The sequence below is a fragment of the Arthrobacter sp. Cza30 genome (assembly GCF_059090765.1).
The window spans coordinates 339,248-360,662 of the sequence record NZ_JBNHGA010000001.1; the positions used below are offsets into that span (position 1 = coordinate 339,248).

The 21,415-nt window shown below is 70.4% G+C and carries 15 protein-coding genes; 7 read left to right on the forward strand and 8 right to left on the reverse strand.

Annotated elements, in window-relative coordinates; all coding sequences use genetic code 11:
• Positions 1–97: 97 nt before the first annotated feature.
• Positions 98–880, forward strand: coding sequence for a nucleotidyltransferase domain-containing protein (locus tag AC5RVZ_RS01465; protein ID WP_494064014.1), 783 nt, complete (start codon positions 98–100; stop codon positions 878–880).
• Positions 881–891: 11 nt separating this feature from the next.
• Here AC5RVZ_RS01465 and AC5RVZ_RS01470 read toward each other — a convergent pair whose 3' ends face one another.
• From AC5RVZ_RS01470 to AC5RVZ_RS01480, 3 genes are all read right to left on the reverse strand, one after another.
• The gene (locus AC5RVZ_RS01470; RefSeq protein WP_494064704.1) at positions 892–1,713 is read right to left on the reverse strand and encodes a carbohydrate ABC transporter permease; all 822 of its coding nucleotides are present in this window, start codon (positions 1,711–1,713) and stop codon (positions 892–894) included.
• A gap of 83 nt (positions 1,714–1,796) precedes the next feature.
• Positions 1,797–2,723: a carbohydrate ABC transporter permease gene (locus AC5RVZ_RS01475; protein ID WP_494064015.1), complete on the reverse strand. Its 927-nt coding sequence runs from the start codon at positions 2,721–2,723 to the stop codon at positions 1,797–1,799.
• A gap of 87 nt (positions 2,724–2,810) precedes the next feature.
• Positions 2,811–4,121: an ABC transporter substrate-binding protein gene (locus AC5RVZ_RS01480; protein ID WP_494064016.1), complete on the reverse strand. Its 1,311-nt coding sequence runs from the start codon at positions 4,119–4,121 to the stop codon at positions 2,811–2,813.
• A 250-nt stretch (positions 4,122–4,371) separates the two neighbouring features.
• On the opposite strand from AC5RVZ_RS01480, the gene AC5RVZ_RS01485 reads away from it, so the two are divergent.
• The 3 genes from AC5RVZ_RS01485 (at position 4,372) to AC5RVZ_RS01495 (ending at position 11,064) form a co-directional block, all read left to right on the forward strand.
• Entirely contained in the window at positions 4,372–7,062 is a 2,691-nt protein-coding gene (locus tag AC5RVZ_RS01485) for a family 78 glycoside hydrolase catalytic domain (RefSeq protein WP_494064017.1), read from the forward strand.
• Positions 7,063–7,146: 84 nt separating this feature from the next.
• Entirely contained in the window at positions 7,147–9,978 is a 2,832-nt protein-coding gene (locus AC5RVZ_RS01490; RefSeq protein ID WP_494064018.1) for a family 78 glycoside hydrolase catalytic domain, read from the forward strand.
• 78 nt (positions 9,979–10,056) lie between these two features.
• Positions 10,057–11,064, forward strand: coding sequence for a LacI family DNA-binding transcriptional regulator (locus tag AC5RVZ_RS01495; RefSeq protein WP_494064705.1), 1,008 nt, complete (start codon positions 10,057–10,059; stop codon positions 11,062–11,064).
• Between the two features lie 174 nt (positions 11,065–11,238).
• Here AC5RVZ_RS01495 and AC5RVZ_RS01500 read toward each other — a convergent pair whose 3' ends face one another.
• On the reverse strand, positions 11,239–14,091 hold the full coding sequence (locus tag AC5RVZ_RS01500) for an FAD-binding and (Fe-S)-binding domain-containing protein (protein WP_494064706.1): 2,853 nt from the start codon (positions 14,089–14,091) through the stop codon (positions 11,239–11,241).
• Positions 14,092–14,162: 71 nt separating this feature from the next.
• Between AC5RVZ_RS01500 and AC5RVZ_RS01505 the strand changes: the two genes are divergently transcribed.
• The gene (locus AC5RVZ_RS01505; protein WP_494064019.1) at positions 14,163–17,312 is read left to right on the forward strand and encodes a glycoside hydrolase family 2 TIM barrel-domain containing protein; all 3,150 of its coding nucleotides are present in this window, start codon (positions 14,163–14,165) and stop codon (positions 17,310–17,312) included.
• 33 nt (positions 17,313–17,345) lie between these two features.
• On the opposite strand, the gene AC5RVZ_RS01510 is transcribed toward AC5RVZ_RS01505, so the two are convergent.
• A complete protein-coding gene (locus AC5RVZ_RS01510) occupies positions 17,346–18,005 on the reverse strand; it encodes a histidine phosphatase family protein (protein WP_494064020.1) in 660 nt (219 codons plus the stop codon).
• A 50-nt stretch (positions 18,006–18,055) separates the two neighbouring features.
• On the opposite strand from AC5RVZ_RS01510, the gene AC5RVZ_RS01515 reads away from it, so the two are divergent.
• On the forward strand, positions 18,056–19,297 hold the full coding sequence (locus tag AC5RVZ_RS01515; RefSeq protein WP_494064021.1) for an MGH1-like glycoside hydrolase domain-containing protein: 1,242 nt from the start codon (positions 18,056–18,058) through the stop codon (positions 19,295–19,297).
• 161 nt (positions 19,298–19,458) lie between these two features.
• Positions 19,459–19,671: a hypothetical protein gene (locus AC5RVZ_RS01520; RefSeq protein ID WP_494064022.1), complete on the forward strand. Its 213-nt coding sequence runs from the start codon at positions 19,459–19,461 to the stop codon at positions 19,669–19,671.
• A 66-nt stretch (positions 19,672–19,737) separates the two neighbouring features.
• Here the strand turns inward: AC5RVZ_RS01520 and AC5RVZ_RS01525 are convergent, their stop codons facing one another.
• The 3 genes from AC5RVZ_RS01525 to AC5RVZ_RS01535 all read right to left on the reverse strand — a co-directional run bounded on the left by AC5RVZ_RS01525 (position 19,738) and on the right by AC5RVZ_RS01535 (position 21,289).
• On the reverse strand, positions 19,738–20,133 hold the full coding sequence (locus tag AC5RVZ_RS01525) for a hypothetical protein (protein ID WP_494064023.1): 396 nt from the start codon (positions 20,131–20,133) through the stop codon (positions 19,738–19,740).
• Between the two features lie 97 nt (positions 20,134–20,230).
• Positions 20,231–20,380: a hypothetical protein gene (locus AC5RVZ_RS01530; protein WP_494064024.1), complete on the reverse strand. Its 150-nt coding sequence runs from the start codon at positions 20,378–20,380 to the stop codon at positions 20,231–20,233.
• 63 nt (positions 20,381–20,443) lie between these two features.
• The gene (locus tag AC5RVZ_RS01535; RefSeq protein ID WP_494064025.1) at positions 20,444–21,289 is read right to left on the reverse strand and encodes a hemerythrin domain-containing protein; all 846 of its coding nucleotides are present in this window, start codon (positions 21,287–21,289) and stop codon (positions 20,444–20,446) included.
• Positions 21,290–21,415 lie beyond the last annotated feature (126 nt).

Here is a 21,415-nt window from a genome sequence, read left to right on the forward strand (position 1 = left end):
CGGAAAGCGTTTGCCGCGCACGACTCCTCCGCCACCGCCGCCGAGCTGCCGGTCCGTGCCGGTACCGTGGGGTTGCCGTCGACGCGAAGGAGCGCCTGTGGAGCAGCATGAACGAGCGCTGGAGAGCTACGTCGAATCCGCGCGTCGATCGCCCGGTGCCCTCGCCGTGGTGCTCGTCGGCTCCGTCGCGCAGGGCCGCGAACGCGGAGACTCGGATGTCGACGTCTACCTGGTGGTGGACGAGGAGAGATTCGCCGCCGAGACGGGTGCCGGCCGGTTCGCGTGGGTTGAGCGGCGCGACGCCGACTACCCGGGCTCGTACATCGACATCAAGCTGGCGAGCCTGGCCTACCTCGAGGCCGCCGCCGAACGAGGAGATGATCCGACGAGGGCATCCTTCCTCGGCGCCCGTGTCGCGTGGAGCCGCGTGCCGGGCCTCGACGACATCATCGCCCGCATCACGGTCATGCCCGATGACGTGTGGCACGAGCGCGTCCGGTCGCATGTCGCCCAGGCGCGTCTGTACGGCGGCTACTTCCTCCGCCAGGCGGTCGCCCGCGGCGACGCGTTCCTCCGTCGGCATGCGGCGCTGCACCTCGCGCTCGCGGCGGCGCGGGCGGCGCTCGCGTCCGCGCATGTCCTGCTCCCGGGTCCGAAGTACCTGTCGAAGCTCGTGCGGACCGTCGACACGCCTGAGGGGTTCATCTCGGCGTGGGAGCGAGTGGTCGACGATGGCGACCTCGATGCCGCGGACGAGCTGCTCGGCATCCTCTCGGCGTGGCTCGGCGCCGCTCTCACGCCCGACGATGCGCTGTCGATCTTCATCCGCGACAACGAACTGGCCTGGCTCCGCGGAACGGTCCCCGCGGAGTTCTGGTGATCCGATCACGGTCAGCCCTTGACGGCTCCGCTGGTCATCCCCGCCACGATCTGCCGGTTGAAGAAGATGTACATGACCAGCGGCGGGATGGTGATGAGCAGGATGTCCATGAACAGCAGGTTCCACTGGCTGAGGTTCTGGCTCTGGAAGTTGTACAGCGTCAGCTGAACCGTGGCGTTGGCGTCGCCGGGCAGGAAGTACAGCGGACCGGTGAAGTCGTTGAAGACCGCGACCGCCTGCACCACGATGACCGTCACCACCACGGGCTTCAGCAGCGGCAGCACGACGGTGAAGAACAGCCGCATGGGGCCGGCGCCGTCGATGATCGCCGCCTCGTCCAGCTCTCGCGGGATCGTCGAGACGAAAGCCCGGAAGAGCAGGATGCAGAACGACAGCCCGAACGTCGCCTCGATGAGGATCATCCCCGGCATCGTCTTGAAGATGCCGAGGGTCTGCATCACCCAGATCGTCGGCACCACGGCGGGCGGCACGATGAGCCCGGCGAGCACGAAGAAGTTGATGAGGTGGTTCCAGGGCGACTTCCGTCGCTGCAGCACATAGCCCACCATCGCCGCGAACACGACCATGATCGCCACGCTCGCGACCGTCAGGATCGTGCTGTTGATGAAGGCGCGCAGGAGCACGTAGTCACGCGTCTCCCACACCGCGAGGAAGTTCTCCCACAGATACCAGCCCTGCTGCGGCAGGGAGAACTCGAACAGCGACGCCTCCTGCGCGTTCTTCGCCGCCATCAGCAGGATGAACGCGAACGGCACGATGAAGACGACGATCGAGGCGAGGATCGCGATGATGCCGACGAGGTACTTGCGCATGAAGCGCTTGAAGGTCAGCGGGCGCCGGTCGCTGCGGAACCGCGAGGGCTTGGCGCCGGCCGTGGTGATCGTGCGCGTGAGGGTCATGCTTCCACCTGCCGACGGTTGAGGACGTAGAAGATCGGGACGATGATCGCGGTGACGATCAGGAACAGCACGACGTTGCCCGCGGTCGACAGGCCGTAGAAGCCGGCCTGGTACTGCTTGTAGATGACCGACGCGATCACGTCGCTCGAGAAGCCGGGGCCGCCGCGGGTCATCGCCCAGATGAGCTCGAACGACCGCAGTCCGCCGATGAGCGACAGCAGCACGACCGTGGCGGTGGCCGGCCGCACCAGCGGGAGGGTGATGTTCCAGAACGTCTTCCAGCCGCCGGCGCCGTCGACGCGGGCGGCCTCGAAGTACTCCTGCGGAATGGCGACGATGCCCGCGATGTAGATGAGCGTTGCGATGCCGACGCCCTTCCAGACGTCGACGAGTGCGATCGACAGCAGCGCCCATGCCGGGTCGGTCAGCCAGCCGGGTCCGTCCACGCCGAAGGTCGCGAGCGTCTTGTTGATGAGCCCGTCGAAAGGGTCCATCAGCACCTTGAAGGTGATCCCGACGCCGATCGTCGAGACGAGCACCGGGAAGAAGATGGTGGCTCGGAGGTATCCGCGCCCGAGGATGGACCCCGTCAGCAGGATGCCGAGCGCCAGGCCGAAGACCACCTTCAGGCCCGACGTGAGGAAGCCGTAGATGAAGGTGTTGATGAGGCCCTGGAAGAGCATCGGCTCGGTGAAGAACGTCACGAAGTTCTCGAAGCCGATGAACTGCACGTCGAACAGCGACCATCGCGTGAGGCTGAAGTAGAACGAGGCGAAGGTCGGCACGGCGAACAGGACGACGTAGAGCACGGCCGACGGGATGTAGAACCACGTCGGGTACATGCTCTTGATGCGTCGGCGCCTCCTCGCGGCGGGCGGCGGCGCCGCCGTCGTGTCACTCGGTCGCTCGGTGATCGTGGTCATGAGGGCGTCTCCGTCGATGTCGTCGGGGGCCGCGTCGCGGACGACGCGACCCCCGGGTTGATTCCAGCCGATGTCAGGCGCGCCGCCTCACCAGCCCTCGAGGCCCAGCTGCTGGGCCTGCTTCACGACGTCCTCGTCGTAGAGGGCCGCGCCCTCCTCGGCGGGACGGATGCCCGAGCCGACCTCGACGGTGATGTTCTCGAGGTTCGGTCCCTTGATGGGCGAGAGGAACTCGAGCGCGGGGTTGGTGTTGCCCTCGTCGAAGTACGGCTGCATGTCCTTCAGGAGACCCGGAACGTCGTCCGGGAGCGAGCAGGCGTTCGTGGCGAAGGGGCCGCTGGGCACCATGACGGTGGTCTGGATCTCGCAGCCGCCGGGGGAGTTGATGAACTCGACGAACGTCTTCGCCGCCTCCAGCTTCTCGCCCTCGGTCGTCTTCGGGATGTACACCGCGTTGGGGAGCCACACCGTGAGCTTGGTGTCCTCGGCGTTCTGCGCGGGCAGCGGGAAGACGCCGATGTTCTCGAGTTCGTCCGGGAAGTTCTGCTGGAAGGTCGAGACGATGCCGGTGAGGATCGGGTAATGCGCACCCTCGCCGGTGGCCACCATGCGCGCTCCGTCGTCGTACACCGCGGAGGCGAAGTCCTCGTTCCACCAGCCGGCGTCGAAGCCCGCCTGCTGGTTCACGAAGCCCTGCAGGGCCGGCTCGTCGACGTACTTCCGCTCGCCCTCGGTGTAGGCCTCGGCCCAGTCGGGGTCCTGCGCGAGCACGTTGCCGAAGTCGCCGAGCACGAACAGCTGGCTGGTCCAGGTGTCGCCGTAGGTCTGGACGACCGGCGTGATCCCGGCGGCCTTGATGGCTTCGTTGTTCGCAGCGAACTCGTCCCACGTGGTGGGCACCTGCAGGCCGAGGTCGGCGTAGACCTTCTTGTTGTAGACGACCGCGCCGGCCTGGGTGGCGCCGAAAGGCGCTCCGTAGATGCCGTTGTCGGTGGAGACGACGTCCTTCATCGTGTCGATGAGGTCGTCCACCCAGGGCTCGTCGTCCAGGGGCACGAGGTTCTGGTCGGGGTTGAGCGCCTGGAAGAGCGATCCGGAGTTGTAGTAGAAGACGTCCTCCATCTCGCCGGTGGCGAGCTTGGTCTTCATGAGGTTGTCACCCTCGGTGCCCGCGGGCTGCGTCTCGAGCCGGACGGTGATGTCGTCGTGCTCGGCCTCGAACGCCTCGATGAGCGCTTCGGCGATCTCGACGTTCGTGCCGGTGTTCTGCGTCAGGAACGAGATCTCGACCGTTCCGTCGCCGCCTCCGCTGCCTCCGCTGCACGCGGCGAGCGGGAGCGCGAGTGCCGCGATTCCCGTCGTCACGGCGAGCAGCCTCCGGGTACGGGTGCTCTTCATTCTTTACCTCCTTGTAAAGCCGAGCGGTGGATCCGCCCACGCTGCCGGAACCTTGGTGCTGCACCGAATGGTTGAAACCATTCAGCTCTCGTACGGTACGACCCGCCCCCGACGTCGTCAACAGCCACTTTGAAAGGATTCATCACGAAGCGGTAACGGGAGGAGCGAGGGTTGACACCGCGCTATGAATCGATTCACGATGGCCTCGCGAGCGGCGACGGAGCCGCGTCGCGAAAGGACGAGCACGGACATGACGGCGCTTCCCCCGCTTGCCTCGACCGACTCCGCCACGAGGATCCGCGACCTGCGCACGCAGCACGGCCCGGGACTCCTCGGCGTGCCCGACACCGGGCTCCGCCTGTCGTGGCGCGTCGAGAGCGATGACCCGCACGCCCGGATCCTGGGACATCAGCTGGCGACGGGCGCCGACGAGGCGACCCTCGCAGCGGGCGATCCCGTCACCGGCGACGCGTCCGTCGGCGTCCCCGTCCCGGGGCGGCTGGCCCCGCGTGAGCGCCGCCTGTTCTCGGTGCGGGTCGCCACCCGGGCCGGCTGGACCTCGTGGAGCGAGCCGATCGTCGTCGAGGCCGGTGTCGCCGGCCCGGAGCTGGAGGCATCCGTCATCGGGATCCCGAGCGAGATCGATGGACCCGTTCCCCTGCTGCGCCGACAGTTCGCCCTGGATGATGTCCCGGCCGCGGCGCGGTTCCGGCTGAGCGCGCTGGGGCTCGTCGATGCGTGGATCAACGGCGTGCGCGTCTCCGACGCGCTGCTGACCCCCGGCTGGACCTCCTATCAGGAGCGGATCCTCCTCGACACGTACGACGTCACGGGACTGCTGCGGGCCGGGGAGAACGTCATCGTCCTCGCGGTCGCCGACGGCTGGTATCGCGGCAGCTTCGGCTTCGCCCGTCGCACGGCGATCTACGGCGACCGGACGGGGGCGCTCGCGCAGCTCGAAGCCGACGGCGTCGTCATCGTGACGACGGATGCCTCGTGGCGCGGCGGCTTCGAGGCGATCCGGAGCGCCAGCATCTACGACGGCACGGTCACCGACCTGCGCCGGCACGACCCGGCGGTCCACGAGCCGGGATACCCCGAGGACGGCTGGGTCCAGGCATCCGTCATCGATGCCGATCCGCGCCTGTTCGAGCCGCGGTCCGCTCCGCCGGTGCGGGTGATCGCCGAGCTCCCGATGACCGTGACGCGGGATGCCGCCGACGGGCGGACGAGGCTCGACGCCGGGCAGAACATCTCCGGCTGGGTGCGACTGGTCGTCGAAGGTGCCGCCGGGGACGTCGTGACCATCCGTCACGCCGAGGTGCTCGAGCCCTCCGGCGCCCTGCACCTGAAGGCGCTGCGCTCGGCGAAGGCGACCGACATCTATGTCCTCGATCGCGACGGCCGGCACACGCTCGAGCCCTCCTTCACCTTCCATGGGTTCCAGTACGCCGACGTGGAGGGCGCGGAGGTCGTCTCGGCCGAGGCGATCGCCATCTCCAGCGACCTCGCTCCGCGCAGCAGCTTCGCGTCCTCGCATGAGGCGCTGAACCGTTTCCATTCCAACGTCAGCTGGTCTCAGCGCGACAACTTCGTGTCGGTCCCCACCGACTGTCCGCAGCGCGACGAGCGACTGGGCTGGACCGGCGATGCGCAGGCCTTCGCCGCGACGGCGTGCACGCTGGTCGACGCCGAGGCGTTCTGGATGTCATGGCTGCGGGACCTGGCGATCGATCAGACCGACGCCGGCGTCCCCTCCGTCGTGCCCGACATCATCCGACCGCACGACATCGTCATGCCGGACGGCCCGATCGAGAACATGGGCCGGGCCGGGTGGGCGGATGCCGCCACCATCGTGCCCTTCGCCGTGTACGAGGCGTACGGCTCCACCGACGTGCTGGTCCGGCAGCTCGACAGCATGCGGCGCTGGGTGACGCACCTGCGCGAACGCGCGGGCGAGGATGTCGTGCTGCCGACGTCGTTCCAGTACGGCGACTGGCTCGACCCGGACGCGCCGGGGGACCGTCCCTGGCTGGCGAAGGTCTCGAGCGACTTCGTCGCGAACGCCTTCTACGCCCATTCCGCTCGGCTGCTGGCGCGGGCCGAGCGGCTCGTCGGGGACCGGGCGCTCGGCGACGAGGCCGACGCGCTCGCCGACCGCGTCGCCGCCGAGACGTTCGCCCGCTGGGGTGAGGACGCGATCCTGACGCAGACCGGCGCGGCCCTGTCGATCGAGTTCGACATCGCCCCCCGCGAGCGGCACGCGGAGATCGCGCGGGGCCTGGCCGAGAACGTCCGTCGCGAGAACGGCCGTATCGCCACAGGATTCCTCGGCACACCCCTCGTGCTGTTCGCGCTGTCGAGGCACGGCCATCTCGACGAGGCGTATCTCATGGTGCTGCGCCGCGACGCGCCCTCGTGGCTGTATCAGGTGGACCGCGGCGCGACCACGGTCTGGGAGCGCTGGGACGCGATCCGGCCGGACGGCTCCATCCACTCCGGCGACCTGGAGTCCTCGCCCACCGTGGACGGAGACGGACCGGAAGCGGCCGGGATGCTGTCGTTCAACCACTACGCCTACGGGGCGATGGTCGACTGGCTCTACCGCACCGTCGCGGGACTGGCGCCGGACCTCGACGAGCCGGGCTACCGTCTGGTGCACGTCGCGCCGCGGCCCGCCGTGGGACTCGACCGCGCCGAGGCGTCCATCGACACCCGGTACGGCCGGCTCGCGATCCAGTGGCAGCTCGCCGGCGACGTCTTCGAGGCGACGCTCGACGTGCCTTTCGGCACTCGCGCGGTGCTGGACCTGCCCGTCACCGATGCGTCGTCGGTGACGGTGGACGACGACGCGCCGCCCGCCGAGCTCACCCATGGGCGGCACCGCATCGTCGTGACCGCGCCGGCCGTCGCCCGCGCCGAATCCGCTGTCCCGGCATGAGGTGACCCCTCGTCGCGGCGGCCGCTGCTCTCTGCGGCATCCGGCCCGCCTTTCCACATCCGTCCGAACGCAAGAAGGAGTGCCATGACCGAGCCCACCGCGCACATCGTGATCGAAGCCCCCTACCGCAGCGACGTCGTCCCGACCCCGGCCCCCACCATCGGCTGGCGCACCGAGACGGAGACACCCGGGTGGCTGCAGGCGACCGCCGAGCTGGAGCTGACCCGTGGCGAGCGCATCGAGACGCACCGCATCACGGGCGGCGCCGCGACGCAGGTGCCGTGGCCGTTCGCGCCGCTCGCGCCAGGCGAACAGGTCGCCCTGCGCGTGCGGGTCACCGGAGAGGACGGTGTGGCAGGCGGCTGGAGCGCCCCGCGCCGCATCGTGGCCGGCTTCCTCGGTGACGGCCAGTGGCGTGCCGCGACGATCGGACTCGCCGACCCGGCGGGCCCCGCCCAGCCGGCGTACCTGCGTCGCGAGTTCGATGTCCGGAGCCCGGTCGCACGCGCGACGCTCTACGCCACGGCCGTGGGGGTCTACCAGGTGGCGATCAACGGCGATGACGTCGACGATCAGGTGATGAAGCCGGGATGGACGCCGTACACGCAGCGCACCATCCACGAGACGACCGACGTGACGGCGCTGCTGCTGCCCGGGCGCAACGCGATCGGCGTGCGGCTGGCGGGCGCGTGGGCCACCGAGAACTTCGGCTTCCGCGACAACGCGCACAGCATCTACGGCGATCAGCCGCGGTTCGCCGCGCAGCTGCTCGTCGAGTACGCCGACGGGAGCCAGGAATGGCTGGCGACGGATGCCTCGTTCCGGGCGACGACCGGCCCGCTGGTAGCCAGCGGCCTGTACGCCGGCGAGGAGTACGACGCCCGGCGGGCACTGGTGGACGATGCCGGCCGCAGCTTCTCCGACCCCGGCTACGACGACGCCGCCTGGACCGCCGCGGCGGTGCTCGACGCCGTCGCGGAACCCGAGGCCCGGGTGTCGCCGTTCGTGCGCCGCCTGGACGAACGGGCCGTCGAGGAGGTCATCCGCACCCCGAGCGGCAAGACGGTGCTCGATTTCGGCCAGAACCTCGTGGGCCGACTGCGGATCCGCGTGAGCGGGCCGGCCGGGACCGAGATCACGCTGCGCCACGCCGAGGTGCTCGAGCACGGCGAACTGGGGACACGCCCCCTCCGCGCCGCAGCGGCGACGGACCGCTACACGCTCGCCGGCGACGGCGTGGAGGAGTGGGAGCCCGAGTTCACCTTCCACGGCTTCCGCTATGCCGAGGTCACGGGCTGGCCGGGCGAGCTCGACCCCGCGGCGATCACCGCCGTCGTCGTCCACAGCGACATGGAGCGCACCGGCTGGTTCGAGGCATCCGATCCTCTCGTGAACCGGCTGCACGAGAACGTCGTGTGGGGGCTGCGCGGCAACTTCCTCTACGTGCCCACCGACTGCCCGCAGCGCGACGAGCGCCTCGGATGGACCGGCGACATCCAGGTGTTCGCTCCGACCGCGTCGTTCCTGTACGACGTGAGGGGCTTCCTCGACTCGTGGCTGCGGGACCTCGCGATCGAGCAGGCCGAGGGTGACGGCGTCGTCCCGTTCGTCGTCCCGAACGTGCTGGGCCCGGCGCGCCCCGCCGCCGCGTGGGGGGATGCCGCCACCGTGGTGCCGTGGGTGCTGCACGAGCGGTACGCCGACACCGCGACGCTCGCCCGGCAGTACCGCAGCATGAAGGCGTGGACCGATGTGCTCATCCGGATCGCCGGTGAGCGGCGGCTGTGGGAGGGTCGGTTCCAGTTCGGCGACTGGCTCGACCCGGACGCGCCGCCGCACCTGCCGGCGAAGGCGAAGACCGACCCGGACATCGTTGCGAGCGCCTATCTGTACCGTTCCGCCGAGGCCGTCGCCCGCGCCGCCGCCCTGCTGGGCGATGATGACGATGCCGCCGAGTACGGCCGCATCGCCGAGGAGGTGCGGGCCGCGTTCCTCGCCGAGTACGTCACGCCGGCGGGGCGCATGGTCTCGGACGCGCAGACCGCCTACGCCATGGCGATCGTCTTCGACATCGCCCCCGTCGAGCAGCACGCGGCGCTCGGTGAGCGGCTCGCCGAGCTGACGCGACGGTCGGGGTACCGGATCGGCACCGGCTTCGTCGGCACGCCCATCATCCAGGACGCGCTCACTCGCACCGGTCATCTCGACGCCGCGCGACGGCTGCTCCTGCAGACCGAGAACCCCTCGTGGCTGTACCCGGTCACCATGGGGGCGACGACCATCTGGGAGCGCTGGGACTCGATGCTTCCCGACGGCACGATCAACCCCGGCGAGATGACGTCGTTCAATCACTATGCGTTCGGCGCGATCGGCGACTGGCTGCACCGGGTGGTGGCCGGGCTCGCCCCCGCTGAGGCCGGATATCGGCGCATCCGCATCGAGCCCCGGCCGCTCGCCGGCCTGGAGCATGCGTCGGCGGAGCACCTCACCCCGTACGGGCGTGCGCGCGCGGGCTGGCGCCGTTCCGACGGAACGGTGCGGGTCGAGGCGGTGATCCCGCCCAACACGACGGCGACGGTCGTGCTGCCCGACGGCCGGACTCATGAGGTCGGCTCGGGCGCACACGCCTGGGAGGTGGCCGACGTCGACGTCCCCGTACCGCCGGTGGAGGTGGGGCTGCACTCCAGCCTCGCCGCGATCATCGACGATCCGGAGGCGTACCGCGCCGTGCTCGAGGTGCTCGAGGCGGAGCGGCCCGAGCAGGCGGAGGCGTTCCGGGCGAACACCGCGTGGGTGCACGGGCGGGAACTGGGCGAGGCGCTGACCATGCACGCGTCGCCGGCGGTGCAGCAGGCGGTGGCGGACCGGCTCGCGGAGCTGTCGTCGCGCCGGGAAGCGATGACCGTGGACGCGTGAGGCCGCACCGGGCACGGGCTTCGACCCGTGCCCGGTGCCATACACTCGCGGACAGCAGATCGAGCTCGGGGGGATGTCATCGTGGTGAGCGTGCGGGATGTCGCCGCGGCGGCGTCGGTGTCGGTCGGCACGGTGTCCAACGTGCTGAACCGCCCCTCGAAGGTGTCGCCCGCCACGGTGGAGCGGGTGCTGCGCGCGATCGACCAGCTCGGGTTCGTGCGCAACGACGCGGCACGGCAGCTCCGCGCCGGCCGCAGCCGGAGCATCGCCCTCATCGTGCTCGATGCCGGGAACCCGTTCTTCGCGGAGGTCGCGCGAGGCGCCGAGGATCGCGCCGCCGAGGCCGGCATGAGCGTCCTCCTCGGCAACAGCGACGAACGCGGCGACCGCGAGGGGGCCTATCTCGACCTCTTCCGCGAGCAGCGGGTCAACGGCGTGCTGGTCACGCCGGTCGGACGGGACCTCGATCGGCTCGTGCGCCTGCGCGACGGCGGCGTCCCGGTGATCCTCGTCGACCGGGAGGACGGCGAGGGCGCCTTCGCCTCGGTGTCGGTGGACGACATCGAAGGCGGCTACCTCGCCGCGTCGCACCTGCTCTCGATCGGCCGGCGGCGGATCGCCTACGTCGGCGGCCCCACGACCATCCGTCAGGTGGCCGACCGACTCGAGGGCGCCCGCCGCGCGATCGGCGAAGTGCCGGGCGCATCCCTGGAGGTCATCGCGATGCCGGCGCTGACAGTGCTGCAGGGCCGGGCGGCCGGCGAGCTGCTGCGCGAGCGCCGATCCGGCGAGCGACCGGACGCCGTCTTCGCCGCGAACGACCTCCTGGCGGTCGGGGCGCTGCAGGCGTTCTCGCTGATGTCCGACATCGGCGTGCCGCGCGACATCGCGCTCATCGGCTACGACGACATCGACTTCGCCTCCGCGACGGTCGTGCCGCTCAGCTCCATCCGGCAGCCCGCGCACCTCATCGGCTACACCGCCGTGGACCTGCTGCTCAAGGAGCTCGACGATCCCGACGGCGACTACGAGCGCACCGTGCGCTTCCAGCCCGAGCTCGTCGTGCGGGAGTCCACGTCCGGCTGAGCGCACGCGGGCCGACGCGCTCGCGGGGTCGTGGATTCGGATATTCGGCAGGTCCTCGGACGTACGAGCGCGCGGCATCCGATTCCGTCGTCTGGCTCCGAATCCGGGACACCTGAACCGGTGCGGTTCTCCGACTCCGGGATGCCGGCATCCCGCCGGACGCCCCGACCCGGTTCACCGGGCGGCGGGGCGGGTCGCCTCCTCGAGGAGCTCCAGCACGTGGCGGTAGTCGCTGCCCGTGGCGCGGGACATGCCCAGCTCGCACGTGCGGTTGCAGGACGCATGCGCATCGGCCCCGAGCGCTCGCACCTCGGCGGCCTCGGGAGCCGTGGCCGACGCGGTGAGCTCGGGATGCAGCATCCCGCGGTCGCCGGCGAAGGCGCAGCATCCCCAGGCATCGGGCACGACGACCTCCTCCGCGACGACTTCGGCGACCCGGCGCAGCGCCGGATCGAGTCCCAGCTGCGTCGAGGAGCAGGTCGGATGCAGCGCGAGGGTGCCGATCCGCTCGCGCGTGAGGTCCAGACGCGGCAGGAGCACCCGTTCGGCGAACGCGACCGCGTCCTCGACGCGTGCTCGCACGCCGGCGTCAGCCAGCAGGTGCACGAATCCCTCGGTGCAGCTGGAGGCATCCGTCACGATCGTCAGGTCGCCGTCGCGGGTCGAGCGGCGCACCTGCTCGACGACCCGCCGGGTCATGACGTCGCGGCCGCCGGCGTAGCCCTTGGACGTCCACGGCGTGCTGCAGCACAGCGCGTCGACCCGGTCCGGGACGACGAGGCGCACACCGGCGCGCTCGGCGAGTCGGCGGAACGCCTCCGTCACGCCGATGCCCTCGCCCGCCGGGCCGAACATGGTGTTGACGCAGGCGGGGATGTACACGGCGACCGCGGCGCCGTCGCCGGATCCGATCACGCCGCCCAGCCGGCCGCGTGCGCGACCGCCGCCCGGCAGGTCGCCGGTGTACCGCGGCACGGTGTCGGCGCCGAGGACGGCCCGAGCGGCGTCGGTCGCCGCGGTGACGAGCGCGGCGGGCGCGTGGTCGCTGACGGTGAGCGCGACGGATGCTGCGCGCGTGGCAGGGCTCCACGCCGAAGCGGCCGCCTTCCACGCGGCGCTCGCCACGGGACTCGCGCTCTCGCGGCGGAGACGCTTGACCAGGGCGCCGGTGTTGATGAGCACCGGACAGGCCGTCTGGCACATGCCGTCCACCGCGCACGTGTCGACGCCCGGGTGGTCGTAGTCCTGCTCCAGCTCGCGGGCGAGCGCGCGGTCACCGGATGCCTCCGCCCGGGCGATCGCGCGGCGCGTGACGATCCGCTGACGCGGCGTCATCGTCAGGTCCTTGCTCGGGCACACCGGCTCGCAGTATCCGCACTCGACGCAGCGGTCGGCCTCGGGTTCGATGGGCTCGGCCAGCTTGATGTGGCGGAGGTGCGCTTCGGGGTCTTCGTCGATGATGACGCCGGGATTGAGGATCCCGCGCGGGTCGCACAGGCGCTTGAGCTCGCGCATGACGTCGTACAGTTCATCGCCGTACTGGCGGCGCACGTACGGGGCCATCACGCGGCCCGTGCCGTGCTCGGCCTTGAGGTTGCCGCCGGCGTCGAGGACCAGGTCCACCATGTCCTCGGTGAAGGCCGCGTAGCGCGCGAGCTGGTCGGCCGTCTCGAAGCGGTCGGTCAGCATGAAGTGGATGTTCCCGTCTTTGGCGTGACCGAAGATGACGCTGTCGCGGTAGGCGTACCGGTCGAACAGCGTCTGCAGGCTCGCGCAGGTGGCGGCGAGGGCTTCGACGGGGACGACGACGTCCTCCAGCAGGGCCGTCGTGCCGCGGGGGCGGGCCCCCGCCACGGAGGCGTAGAGGCCCTTGCGCAGCTTCCACGCGGCGGCCCGCTCGGCGGCGTCGCTGGAGAACGCGGCCGCGGACCGCAGCGGCTGTGCTGCCAGGACACCGGCGCCGCGGGCGACGAGCTCTGCGAGGACGGCGTCATCGGGAGCGTGGTACTCCACGAGCAGTGCGGCGTCGTCGCGCACCGTGAGGTCGGCCACCTGACGAGGGGCGCCCGCGAGGGTCTGCCCGACACGGAGCGACACGGCATCCATCAGCTCCAGCGTCGCGGCGCCGGTCTCGACGAGGCCGGGCAGCGCCCGGGTCGCGGCGTCCAGGTCGGGGAAGACCGCGAGCGCCGTCGCGACGTGCGGCTGGATGGGAATGGTGCGGAACGTCGCTTCGGCCACGAATGCGAGCGTGCCCTCGCTGCCGATCACGAGGTGCGCGAGGAGCTGTGCCGGGGTGTCGAAGTCCAGGAACGCGTTGACTGCGTAGCCCATGGTGTTCTTCATCGCGAACTGGCGGCGGATGATCTCGACCGATCGCGGGTCGGACATGACGCGATCGCGCAGACGCAGGAGGCGGTCGACGAGTTCCGGCTCCGCGGCGCGCAGCGCCTCGTCGGCGTCCGGCGCGCCGGAGTCCACGATCGTTCCGGAAGGCAGGATGAAGGTGAGCGCCTCGAGCGTGCGATAGGTGTTCTCGGTGATGCCGCAGGCCATGCCGCTGGAGTTGTTGCTGACAACGCCGCCGATGGTGCACGCGATCTCGCTGGCCGGGTCGGGCCCCAGCCGGTACCCGTGGCGGGCGAGGCGGGCGTTGACCTGCCTCACCGTGGCGCCGGGCTGGACGCGCACGCGTCGTCCGTCGTCGAGCACGTCGATGCGGCGGAAGCGGCGCCGCACGTCCACGAGGACGCCGTCGGTCGACGCCTGGCCCGAGAGGCTCGTGCCCCCTGAGCGGAAGGTCAGCGGCGAGCCGGTCTCGCTCGCCGCTCGCAGCACCCGTGCGACCTCGGCGGCGTCCTCGGCGATCACGACGGCGCGCGGCGTGAGGAGGAAGTGGGAGGCGTCCGCCGCGTAGGCGGTGCGATCGATCGCGCGGGTGGAGAGGCGGGATGCCTCGCCGAGGGCGGCGGCGACGGCCTCCGGGATGCCGGCGTGCGCGTGCGCGTGCGCGGCCGGCGCGGTGATGGTTGCCACGGGGACTCCTGCCTGGGCTAGACTGCCATCGCATTCAGTACAGAATGGATATGCACGCTCCTATGGATATGCAGAGTAGCGGATTCGTCGTGGGCACCACCATCGGTTCGTCGGACGACGGCCGCTACTGGGAGAGTACGCATCCGGGCGCGGGTCGTCGCGCGCCCCGTGCCGATGTCGTGAGCGACGCGCGGAGCCTCAGCCTCAACGGCACCTGGCGGTTCCGTCTCGCCCCCTCGGCGGCGGGGACCGGCGAGGCGTTCCTCGCCGACGACTTCGACGACAGCGCATGGGATGCCATGCCGGTCCCGTCGCATTGGGTGCTGGAGGAGTTCACACCGCTCGCCGGTGGCCCTGCCCGCCGGATGCTGGGGACCGAAGAGGGTCCGCTGTACACCAACACCGCCTATCCGATCCCGCTCGACCCGCCCCGCGTGCCGACGGAGAACCCCACGGGCGACTACCGGCTCGTGTTCGACGTTCCCGCCGACTTCGGGCGCGCGGTGCTGCGCTTCCAGGGCGTCGACTCGTGTGCGAAGGTCTGGCTCAACGGCAGGGAGCTCGGCTGGTCGAGCGGGAGTCGGCTGCCCTTCGAGTTCGACGCGCCGGTGCGCGCCGGCCGCAACGTGCTCTGCGTCCGCGTGCACCGCTGGTCGACGGGGACGTACCTGGAAGATCAGGACATGTGGTGGCTGCCCGGCGTCTTCCGTGACGTCGACCTGCTCGAGCGGCCCGACGGCGCGATCGACGATCACTTCGTGCACGCGGACTACGACGCCGCGACCGGGCTCGGCACGCTCCGAGTGGATGCCTCGACCGAGGCGGTCGTCGAGATCCCGGAGCTCGGCATCCGGATGCCTGCGGGCGAGTCCGCGACCGTGGCGGTCGAGCCGTGGAGCGCCGAGCGTCCCCGGCTTTATCGCGGCACGCTGCGCTCGCGCGGCGAGACGGTGGAGCTCAGCGTGGGGTTCCGGCGCGTCGAGACCGTCGACGGCGTCTTCATGGTCAACGGGCGGCCGGTCGTCTTCCGAGGCGTGAACCGTCACGAGCATCATCCCGAGACCGGTCGCACGCTCGACCGCGACACGATGATCCGGGACATCGTGCTGATGAAGCGTGCGAACATCGACGCGGTCCGCACGAGCCACTATCCGCCGCATCCGGAGTTTTTGCGACTGTGCGACGAGTACGGGCTCTGGGTGATCGTCGAGTGCGACCTCGAGACCCACGGCTTCATCTATGAGGGCTGGCAGCACAACCCGCCCGCGCTGCCCGAATGGCGTGACGCGGTCCTCGACCGGCTCCACCGCACGGTCGAGCGCGACAAGAACCGCCCGTGCGTCGTGGTCTGGTCCCTCGCGAACGAGAGCATGACCGGTGCCGCGTTCGGCGAGATGCGCCGATGGCTCGATGAGCGGGATCCGTCGCGCGCGGTGCTGTACGAGCGGGATCCCAGCTACCGCGACTCCGACTTCTACTCGCTCATGTATCCGTCTCTGGAGCTGCTCGAGAGCATCGGGCGACGCGAGGAGCCCCGGGGCGGGCGGCTGAGCATGCACGGCATGGTGTTCAACGACTCCTCGACCGCCGACGGCTCGGCGGCGTCGGGAGGGATCACGGATGCCGACGACGAGAGACGCCGCGGGCTGCCGTTCCTCATGGTCGAGTACGCGCATGCGATGGGCAACGGCCCGGGTTCGCTGCAGGACTACTGGCGCATCATCAAGGCGTACGACCGCCTCTGCGGAGCCTTCGTCTGGGAGTGGATCGACCACGGCTTCACCGCGCACACGGCCGACGGCATCCCGTTCACGATGCATGGCGACGACGTGGACTACGAGCCGCGCGGCGGCCGGTTCAGTCTGCACGGGCTGGTCTTCAGCGACCGCACGCCGACTCCCGGTCTGGTGGAGCTGGCGAAGGCGCACGAGACGGTCTCGATCGCGGTGACGCCGGACGGCGTCCGCGTCGCCAGTGATCGGCACAGCGCGGACACGTCGGATCTCGTGTTCCGCTGGAGCATCGAAGCCGACGGGGCGGTGGTGGCCGAGGGTGCGATGGAGGTGCCGGTCCTCGCGCCCGGCGAGTCGGTGGAGGTTCCCCTTCCGGATGCCGCTGCACCGCTGGTGTCTGATGCAGCGGGGGCGGGCGACGCTGATTCGGCTCTCGGCGCCGTTGCGGGGAGTGCGGCATCCGGGTCCGTCGATGTGGTGCTCACGGTGGAGGCCGCACTCGCGGAGGACGCGCTCTGGGCGCCTGCCGGCCACGTGGTGGCGTGGGGCCAGCACGTGAGATCCGCCTCTCGACGGAAGGAGCCGGCGCACCGTTCGCGGGCCGGGCGGGACGGTCCCGCTGCGCGCATCGTCGGTCCGTCCGCGGGCACCGCGCGTGTCGGCGCAGGGGTGTTCGATACGGACTCGGGGCGCCTGGTGCGTCTGGGCGATCTGGAGCTCGACGGTCCGGTGCTGGATCTGTACCGTGCGCCGACGGAGAACGACCACGGCCAGGGAGACATGAACAACGTCGCGTCGGTGTGGCGCAAGACGCAGCTGCACCGCCTGCTGCACCGCGTCGACGAGGTCGCGCTCGTCGAGGAGGGGCTGCGCGTCCGCGGACGGACAGCGCCGCGCACGCACCCGCACGGGGTCGCATGGACGATGTCGTGGAGGGCGGAGGGGAACGGTCTCGCGCTCGACGTCGAGGTCGATTACGTGGGCCCGTGGGCGGACACGCCCTACATGCACCGCGACATCTGGGTGCCGCGGCTCGGTCTCCTGCTCGGTCTGCCCGGGGCGGCCGAGCAGGCGACGTGGTTCGGGCGGGGTCCGGGGGAGACCTACGTCGACTCGTTCGAGGGCTCGCGGGTGGGCCGCTTCCAGCGTTCGATCGATGAGCTGCAGGTGCCGTACCCGGTCCCGCAGGAGAACGGGAACCATGTGCAGACGCGGTGGCTCGAGGTTGCCGGCGCCGATCTGCCGACCCTGCGCGTCGAGGGTCGGCCGGAGTTCGACTTCACGGCACGGCGCTGGACCTCGCACGACCTCGAGCGCGCCGCCAAGCCGCACGAGCTCGTCGACTCCGGCCGCGTGTGGCTCAACATCGACCGCATGCAGCAGGGCCTGGGCTCGGCATCCGTCGGTCCTGCGCTTCCGGAGCGGTACCGCGTGCCTCGCGAGGCGACCTCGTGGAGGGTGTGGTTCGGCACCCGCTGAGCCGCTGCCGCTGAGCCGCTGAGCGGGGGCCGGTCAGGATTCGGAAGGCGCGAGCGGGAGCTGGACGCCGTAGTTCCAGGACAGGATCGCCGGCTGCTCCCGGTAGTAGCCCAGGACCGACACCGAACCCGCGTCCAGAGTCAGCTGCGCCCCGAAGCGCGGCGACATCCGCAGGAACACGGCCGTCAGGATGCGCAGAAGATGCCCGTGGGCGACGAGGGCGACATCGCCCTGCGCCATCGCGGGCACCACGCGGGTGAGCACTCGAGAGGCGCGGGCGGCGACTTCCTCCACCGTCTCTCCGGGTGTGCGCCCCCGGATCACGCCGTGCGTGAAGGCGCTCCAGTCGTAGCCCAGTTCGTGACGGATGTCGCGGGTCGTGCGTCCCTCGTAGCCGCCGTAGTCCCACTCGACCAGCAGCGGATCGATCTCGGCGTGCAGGCCCGCCAATGCAGCGGTCCGCTGCGCGCGCTGCAACGGTGAGGTCAGGACGAGGGAGAAGTCGTAGCGCCCGATGAACCGACCCGCATTGCGCGCGAGATCCTCCCCCCGAGCGGTCAGCGGGATGTCGGTGAGTCCGGTGTGCCGACCTTGCCTCGACCACTCGGTCTCGCCGTGGCGCAGCAGGACCAGCTTCCCTGCGGGGTTGTCGGGAATGGGGCGGTCGGGCAACGGGTCGTCGTCGGTGGGCACACCGCAACGGTAGTGTCCTGCGGTCACCAGGCGGCGGCGTCGAGCACTTCGTGCGCGACCTCCTCCGCGAGCACGCGGTGCAGATGACCCGGGAGCCGTCCGGCATCCTCTCGCACCCCTACACGGTGCCGAGCTCTCCCGACTCTCCGTACTACTCCGACGCGCTGTGGGACTGGGACTCCTGGTTCATCAGCGTCGTGCTGGGGCAGGTCGAAGCCGACACGGGGCAACCCGGACGCTTCGGCGCGTACGAAGAGGGCACCATCCGCAACTTCCTCGAGCACACCGACGAGGACGGCGTCATGCCGGTGCTTCTCAAGCCCGACGGACCGTTCCTGCACGCCGACCCGAGCCGCGCGGCCGGGTTCTCGGAGAACATGCACAAGCCCGTGCTCGCCCAGCAGGCGGCGCTGCTCGCGCGCCGCCGTGGCAGCGCCGAGTGGATCCGCCGCGACCTGCCGGCGCTGCAGCGATTCCTCGAGCGCTATCTCGAGAGCCACATCCACGCGGAGACGGGTCTGGCCTACTGGCAGACCGACTTCGCGATCGGCGTCGACAACGACCCCTCGGTCTACTACCGACCCGACCGGAGCACGGCATCCATCTATCTGAACTCGCTGCTGTACCGGGAGCTGCTCGCGTACGGGTCGCTGCTGGAGGACATCGATGAGGTGCGCGAGGCGAACCGCTGGCGCGGGCGTGCGCAGGATCTCGCCGACGCCATCAACGAGCATCTGTGGGACGAGCGCGACGGCACGTTCTACAGCGCCGACCTCGCCCTGCGCCCGATCGATCCCGAGGACTGGCTGCACCGCGGGGCTCCCCGCTCGTGGTCGTCGGTCCTTCTGCGGGTGGACAGCTGGTCGAGCTTCCTGCCGCTGTGGGCCGGCTTCGCCTCACAGGAGCAGGCCGACCGCATGCGGGAGCGGGTCCTCGACCGCCGCACGTTCCGCGCCAACTACGGCGTACGGACGCTCTCGCGCCTGGAGAAGCAGTACAACCTCCGCGCGTCGAACAACCCCTCGAACTGGCTCGGCCCCATCTGGGGAGTCAGCAACTACCTCGTCTTCCGCGGCCTGCTCAAGTACGGGTTCACCGACGACGCGCGGGAGCTCGCGGAGGACACCGTGCGCCTGTTCGGCCGCGACCTCGAGACCACCGGCTCGCTCCACGAGTACTACAACCCCGACAACGGCGAGCCGATCATGACACGCAACTTTCAGAACTGGAACTTCCTGGTGCTCAACATGATCGCCTGGCTCGAAGGGCGCCCGGTGGTCGCGGAGTTCTGACCGAGCCCACCACCTCCACAGCTCCGCTCGGCCCGCACGACCCGAGCCTCTCTGTCGTTCCACGCCGCGGCGCTAACTGCCGGCGTCCCGTTCGTCAAGGGCCTCAGCCGGCGGGGGCCCTTGCCGCACGCTGGCCGCGTTGTGCGAATGGAGGCCGACGGATGAGTCTGGGGTACGACGTCACCGTGTGGGAACGGTACGCGACAGAGCTCGCTCTCGCCTACGGCGATACGGCGGCACGGATCCATGCCGTGCGCATCGCCCACAGGAAGCACGGTTTCGACATCGACCTGATCTCGCAGGCCAGTGGCTTCCCCGTGTGGCGGGTGCGCCAGGCGATCTGCGACGACGCTTCCAGACAGACCCTCGACTGACGTTCACCTCGCTCGCCGGTGCGCCGACTCCGGGAGAGCCCGGACCCGCGGATGCCGGCGCGAGCGTCAGCGGGGACGGCGGCTCAGCAGCAGCGAGACCAGGATGACGACGTCGACCACGAAGAAGGGCCAGGACTCGTACTCCTGGTATCCGATCAGCTTCACCAGACCGAAGACGAGGTGAAGCAGCACCAGGCCGATCGCGAACCAGTACACCTTCGCGCGTCCCGGCCGGAGGAGGACTCCGGCGACGACGTATCCGATGGACATCACCAGCGACCACGCTGCCACCGCCCAGTCGGCGGCCGTGGATACCCCACCCTCTTCGGGCGAGGCGAAGAACGTGAAGAAGATCGCACCGGCGAAAGTGACGAGGCCGGCCAGGATCAGCAGCACGCGGGCGATGATGGAGAACAGGCGGGTCGAACGGCGCGAAGTAGTCGCGACATGGTCCGTCGTCATGGGCCCGAGGATAGGGTTTCGTGCGAGACGAGGTCAAGCATGCGTCTTCCGGTCGATGCGTGGCCGAGTCCCGCTGACGGCGTCAGTGGGAAGCGGCTCAGCGCGTGTCGGCGGGTACCGGCGGCAGCTCCACGTCGTTGGCGCTGACCCACACCGCGCAGGCGAAGGCCAATGCGAGGCTCAGGGCGACCGCCCCGAAGAAGCCGCTCAGCACGATCGTCCACGGACTGCGAGCGGAGCGGGCCATGCTCCGGATCCTACGTCGACGGACTCTTCCGAGCGAGGCCGCGTTCGCTCAGCGTGACGCTGTTCAGAGCGATCGACGCGCCCTGAGCGCCACGGCCCCGCTCGTCACGACCACGACCGCTGACGAGGCCCAGAGCACAAGCGACCGTCTCGCCACGCGTGGCCGCACCGCGGTGGAGGGGTCCTCGCCCCGCCGGAGAGGACCGAGGCTCTCGAGCGCGTGCGCCGCCCGGGTCAGCGCGCCCGTGGTCGCGCGCAGTCCTCCCTCGGCCCAGCTCGGACTCGTCAGGCGCCAGGCGTCGAGCCGGTCACGTGACCGGTCCAGGATCGACAGCGGAAGAGCGGCGATGACGTTGCCCGGCGGGCGTCGCGCGACGATCGGATGGGCCCTGGTGGGAGCGATCCGGCGGACCAGCTCCCATGCCACACCGAGAAGCCTGAGCCGGCCGGCTGAGACCCGAGCCTGGAGGCGCGGGAACAGCTCGTCCTCTTCGTCGCGAACGTCGTCGCGGAGAACGTCCGCCAGGCGGTCGAGCGCAGGCTGACGCTCCCTTGATCCGAGTTCGAGCGCCTCGAGGCGGGTCACGAGTTCGTTGACCTCCTGATGCTCCTGCTCGACCTGCAGGGTCAGTTCCTCCCCGTCCGGAAGCACACGCCTCATGACCGGCCACAGCACCGCCTCCTCGGCGAAGGCGTGCGGGAAGACGAGCCGGTAGAGCTCCAGCAGCACCGGGAGCTGGTCCTCGGGCGACGCCTTCGCCAATCGTCGGAGAAGCGTGTCGAGCTTCTCGTGGTCGGCCCTCTGGCGACTGAGCACGCTGAGGCGGCCGCCGAGCTCGCCGACGGTCTGGTCGGCGATCGTCCGGGTGCTGCGCGATCCGGGCTCGCGATCGTGAGAATCGACGTGCATCTGGGCTGCCCCCTTGTCTGCCGGCTTCGGCCGTCGAGCGACGCTACGAACCGCGGCGACCCCGCGGGAACTGGCTTGACCGCGGCGGGGAAGACGAGTATCAGGGGCCGCTGCTCCGGCGCACCG

What these genes read in the sequence shown, in the direction of transcription:
- AC5RVZ_RS01470 (WP_494064704.1), bottom strand. Translation starts at nt 1,713, where the DNA reads ATGCGCAAGTACCTCGTCGGCATCATCGCGATCCTCGCCTCGATCGTC.
- AC5RVZ_RS01475 (WP_494064015.1), bottom strand. Translation starts at nt 2,723, where the DNA reads ATGACCACGATCACCGAGCGACCGAGTGACACGACGGCGGCGCCGCCG.
- AC5RVZ_RS01480 (WP_494064016.1), bottom strand. Translation starts at nt 4,121, where the DNA reads ATGAAGAGCACCCGTACCCGGAGGCTGCTCGCCGTGACGACGGGAATC.
- AC5RVZ_RS01485 (WP_494064017.1), top strand. Translation starts at nt 4,372, where the DNA reads ATGACGGCGCTTCCCCCGCTTGCCTCGACCGACTCCGCCACGAGGATC.
- AC5RVZ_RS01490 (WP_494064018.1), top strand. Translation starts at nt 7,147, where the DNA reads ATGACCGAGCCCACCGCGCACATCGTGATCGAAGCCCCCTACCGCAGC.
- AC5RVZ_RS01505 (WP_494064019.1), top strand. Translation starts at nt 14,163, where the DNA reads ATGGATATGCAGAGTAGCGGATTCGTCGTGGGCACCACCATCGGTTCG.
- AC5RVZ_RS01520 (WP_494064022.1), top strand. Translation starts at nt 19,459, where the DNA reads ATGAGTCTGGGGTACGACGTCACCGTGTGGGAACGGTACGCGACAGAG.
- AC5RVZ_RS01525 (WP_494064023.1), bottom strand. Translation starts at nt 20,133, where the DNA reads ATGACGACGGACCATGTCGCGACTACTTCGCGCCGTTCGACCCGCCTG.
- AC5RVZ_RS01530 (WP_494064024.1), bottom strand. Translation starts at nt 20,380, where the DNA reads ATGGCCCGCTCCGCTCGCAGTCCGTGGACGATCGTGCTGAGCGGCTTC.
- AC5RVZ_RS01535 (WP_494064025.1), bottom strand. Translation starts at nt 21,289, where the DNA reads ATGCACGTCGATTCTCACGATCGCGAGCCCGGATCGCGCAGCACCCGG.